General features: G+C 25.3%; 6 protein-coding genes. 3 read left to right on the top strand and 3 right to left on the bottom strand.

Annotation, left to right across the window (positions count from 1 at the left end; genetic code table 11):
• The coding region (locus KJQ99_RS08705; RefSeq protein WP_214150565.1) for a hypothetical protein at window positions 1–573 on the top strand (573 nt) is incomplete at its 5' end.
• Window positions 574–636: 63 nt separating this feature from the next.
• Window positions 637–1,719 carry a DUF3800 domain-containing protein gene (locus KJQ99_RS08700; protein ID WP_214150564.1) on the top strand — a complete coding sequence of 361 codons (1,083 nt, stop codon included), beginning with the start codon at window positions 637–639 and terminating at the stop codon, window positions 1,717–1,719.
• 9 nt (window positions 1,720–1,728) lie between these two features.
• Here the strand turns inward: KJQ99_RS08700 and araD are convergent, their stop codons facing one another.
• From araD to KJQ99_RS08685, 3 genes are read right to left on the bottom strand one after another with little or no spacing between them, the layout of a single operon-like run.
• Window positions 1,729–2,424 carry an L-ribulose-5-phosphate 4-epimerase AraD gene (araD, locus tag KJQ99_RS08695; protein WP_214150563.1) on the bottom strand — a complete coding sequence of 232 codons (696 nt, stop codon included), beginning with the start codon at window positions 2,422–2,424 and terminating at the stop codon, window positions 1,729–1,731.
• Complete coding sequence (locus KJQ99_RS08690) at window positions 2,417–3,445, bottom strand: NAD-dependent epimerase/dehydratase family protein (protein ID WP_214150562.1); 1,029 nt, start codon at window positions 3,443–3,445, stop codon at window positions 2,417–2,419. The genes araD and KJQ99_RS08690 overlap by 8 nt, the downstream gene beginning before the upstream one ends.
• A gap of 4 nt (window positions 3,446–3,449) precedes the next feature.
• Window positions 3,450–4,139, bottom strand: coding sequence for an IspD/TarI family cytidylyltransferase (locus tag KJQ99_RS08685; RefSeq protein WP_214150561.1), 690 nt, complete (start codon window positions 4,137–4,139; stop codon window positions 3,450–3,452).
• Between the two features lie 67 nt (window positions 4,140–4,206).
• On the opposite strand from KJQ99_RS08685, the gene KJQ99_RS08680 reads away from it, so the two are divergent.
• Window positions 4,207–4,523, top strand: a 317-nt coding sequence (locus KJQ99_RS08680; RefSeq protein ID WP_214150560.1) for a hypothetical protein, incomplete at its 3' end; no start/stop codon positions are given.

Raw genomic sequence — 4,523 nt, 5'->3', positions numbered from 1 at the left:
AATTCAAAATTTGTTTTATTAATAGACTTAGCACTATATTGTATTTTATTTATTTTTCTCATAATTTTTATGATGAATTTAAAACTTAATAGCTTAATAGTTATAGGTTCTTTGGGTACTTTGTGCTTTATTTACCAACCAAGCATAGCAGCTCCTTTTTTAGGTATTATTTCTGATGATGTAAAAAATTTTTATTTAATAAAATCAATACATGATTTAAATAATGATGAAACAAATGAGTTGTACTCTTTGTTTATAGGAAGAAATATTCAAACAAGCGAAATTCTATATCTAGGTAACATAAATAATATATATAATATTCAGCAAAAATCAAATGGTTTAAATAATAAAAATCCTAAACAAGTTTTATTAGAACATAAGGATATTATTAAAGAAGATATTTTAAAAGGTGTTTATAAGGATGTTGAAAATAGTAGTATCGTTCGAATCCAAAAATCAGTTGCTAAAGATCAAATAATGCAAAGTATAAATACAATTTATTATATTATTTTATTTTTATGCTTGTTTTCATTGCAAAAAACAGCAAGAAGAAATTCAATAGTTCCAAGTTAGTATATTAAGTATTTTATATTATAATACTTTTTTGATATTAAAATTAAAAAAAAGGGGGTTTAAATGAATTATACTTTTTACTATGATGAAAGTGGGAATAATAGAAAAATCAAATTTATGGATGGCAAATTTAATGTAAAAGGTAATTATTATTTTACAATTTTTGGATTAGGAATTAGCGCTATAGATGATAAAGTTTTACTAGACTCGAAAATTAAAAAGTTAAAACAAAAACTTAAAATACAAGGTGATGAGATTAAATTTTCACAGCTTAAAGGAAAAAGTAAAATTGGATTTTATGATTCATTGGATTCTAAAAAATTAAAGGATATTTTAGATTTCATTCGTATAAATTTTAACCAAATTGCTTACGGTATATATAACCCAGTTTATTATGCATTAGTTGATATTATAGAATCACTAAAATTATCAGAACATGAGTATGGGAATTTTTTTGAGATTAAGGATGAGTTGTATAAGTTATTTGTTAGAAAACAGAAAGAATTTACTTTAATTTTAGAAAAATATAATTTTCCAAATATAACGCAAGGTAGAGAGTTTTATGATGAGCTAATAAGTATAACAGATGATGACATGCTTAAAAATGCTTTATCAAATGACTTTAACGTACTAGATTATGGTAATGCAAAGTCTTTAATATTTGTGGACAATGATAAAAATACTGCTATTGAGTCTTACTATGATTTTTATTATTCGTTAATGATACAGAATAGGAATAGCACCCATATATTTGACAGCGAAGATTCATTTTATAAAAAAGATAAGAATGGATTAAGTCAAAAAGATAGATGGGATCTTTACAATAAGCGTGAAAATAATAAAGATTTTGATGTAAGTTTTGTTAATTCTAAGCAAGAGCCAATAATATGGCTGTCTGATTGCATGGCAGGATTGATTAGGTTGTATTTTTATGAATTAGCTACAAAAGGAATTAATACCCAAGGATTATCGCAAATTCAAAAAAACAATTTATGGTTATTAGAAGATATTCTAAAACCTACTATGCCAAACAAGCTTATTAAATATAATGTGATTATACCATACAGTGATATTATTAAGATTAAAAACCATCTAGGCTATCATGACTTTCATTTAGGAGAAGATACGGGTATACCTATTGTTTAATAGGTATCTTTACTTTTGTCCATAATATGCATTTTTTCCATGTTTTCTTAGGAAGTGCTTATCTAGTGTATATTGTGGAATTATTGAAGGTGTGTCGTTTAATGTAAGTGTTAGATAATTTAAATAGGCAATTTGCTCTAGTACTATAGCATTTTCAACGGCTTTTTCAACACTATCTCCCCAAACAAATACCCCATGTTGTTTTACAAGTATTGCTGGTATTTCTAATATGTTGTAATTATATTTTTTAATAGTTTCAATTATGACCTTGCCGGTATTAAGTTCGTAGTCTTCATTGGTTTCTAAAGCAGTTAGTTTTCTTGTGACAGGTACTTTGCCATAAAAATAATCTGCATGAGTAGTTCCTAGTGGCTTTATACTAATACCTGCTTGTGCAAAAGCGGTTGCATATGTAGAATGTGTATGAATAATTGATTTGATTTGTGGAAAAGCATTATATAATGCAATATGCGTTTTTGTATCACTCGAAGGTTTTAAACTATTATTTTCTATGATATTTCCATTATTGTCTAATAAAACCATATCATTTGGTTGCATTTTAGAGTAATCAACTCCACTTGGTTTTATAGCTATAATACCATCTTCAGATTTACCGCTTGCATTTCCCCAAGTTAATATAACTAATTTTTCTTGAACTAATTTGATATTTGCTTCAAAAACTTCTTGTTTAAGTATATTATGCATTATTGCTTTCCTTTAAAATATCATATGTGTGTTTTATACCTTGTTTATAATCAAATAAAGGTTTCCAACCAATAGAATAAATTTTACTAGAATCAATTATTGAATATTTGTGCAACTCATTTTTATCTTTATTTGTCAAAATTATATTTTTATTTGATAGCCTAGCTAGTTCTTCGGCAAAATCCATTAGGCTTATGTTGCTTTTTTTATTTGATACATTGTAAATATTGAAGCCTTCATTGTTTAAAGTTAAAAGTATTGCAGTTATTACATCAAATACATAACAATATGATCTTAATTGTTTACCAGAACTTTTTAACTCAATGTTTTTATCTTTTAGTGATTTTTTTAAAAAATCAATATCTGCCTTACTTCCGTTAATATTACAAGTTGCTCCATAAATATAACCTAATCTTAAAATTACCATATTAATATTAAAGGCTTCAAAGTAGTACCTACAGATTACTTCTGACAATTGCTTTGAAATTGGATATGATGATCTTATTTTGTTAAAATTTAATGAGCCATAGTAGTCTTCAGTAATATTGCAATTTTCTAATAAATCACCATAAACTTCAAAAGACGATGTATGTAAAAACTTTGTTTTTTTGGCATTAATTTTAGCTAAAATATTTTCCAATCCCAAAGTATTTGTTTTTATTACTTGTAAAGCATTTTCAGTATATGTATTAGGCTGAGACTCGCTTGCAAGATTTATAATGTAGTCACAATCTGTATTGTAATCAAAATTATTATTAATATCTTGAATGACTATATGAATGCTATTTCTAATTACCTTTTGGAATCTTTTATTAAATTTTTCTAAACTTCTAATAATTGTATTGATTTGAATATTGTAGTTAAGTTCTTTATTTAAAAAAAATAATACATCTATAATAGCTGAACCTATTAAGCCATTACCACCAATTACTAAAACAGACTTATTCTTTAAATACGAAAAATCAAAACTATTAACTATTAACTTTATATCATTTTGATAAGTACTATTATTGTAAAACATTATTTCATTCTCTAATAAGTGCTTTAAAGATATCTAAATCATCTGTTGTTGTAATTTTTATATTTTTTTCAGACCCTATAGAGAAGTATATATCTTGGCCAGTCTCAATCATCAGTGTGCAAGTAGCTACTGATTCTGTGATATTTAACTCTTTTGCTTTTTTGTGTAATTCAACTAAAGTTTTAAGCTTAGCACCTTGTGGTGTCTGGGTTCTTTTTAATTTACTTCTATCATAAAGCTCGTGAGCATAATTTAGATTGTCTGATACAAGCATTGCTTCATTGCATGGTATTACTGATACTGCTGAACCGTGCTCTGTTATTACATTTATACAATCTGATATTATATCGCTAGACACATTTGGTCTTATAGAATCGTGTATCAAAACAATGTCATTTTCGTTATAATGGTTAGCTATGTATTTAATTCCATTATATATAGATTCTTGTCCAACTTTTCCACCTAAAACAATTTGTTTTAGTTTAGTTATTTTAAATTCTTTTGCATAACTATATAAGATATTTTCCCATCCTTGAAGAGTAACTACAATTATTTCATCTATAGCCGGATGTTTTTCGAATTTTTCTAGTGTGTATATAATTATAGGTTTATCATTTACCGTAATGAATTGTTTTGGGATTTCTGATTTCATCCTACTACCTATGCCACCTGCTATGATTAAAGCTATATTCATAATATACCACCTTTTTTTTGTTTTATATAAATATATTATAATAAAATAAATCAATAAAGGATTTAAAATGAAAAAAATAATAAATAACATAACAGCTTTTTTATTGAATGGTAAACAAGATGATGTAAAAGAAGAAAAACAACCAAATGATAAATTTAAAGATTGGCTTTTAGAATTTAGAATTAAAGAAAGCGTAGCTTTGGATAAGATGTTAATGAATTTATCTATAGCAATTATCGCTTTTATGATTAATTATATTTTAGATAAAGATTTTTTAAATAAACTTAATAATTACTGCAATTATTATGTTAAAATAAGCTTTCTTGATATTAATTGGTTTATTTTAATATTAATTATTTTTTTATCTATTAGATGTTATTTAGT

This window comes from Campylobacter sp. 2018MI13, from assembly GCF_018501135.1.
Classification (GTDB): Bacteria; Campylobacterota; Campylobacteria; order Campylobacterales; family Campylobacteraceae; genus Campylobacter_E.
The sequence above is the reverse complement of the archived record's forward strand: the minus strand, read 5'-3'. Positions and strand labels throughout refer to the sequence as shown.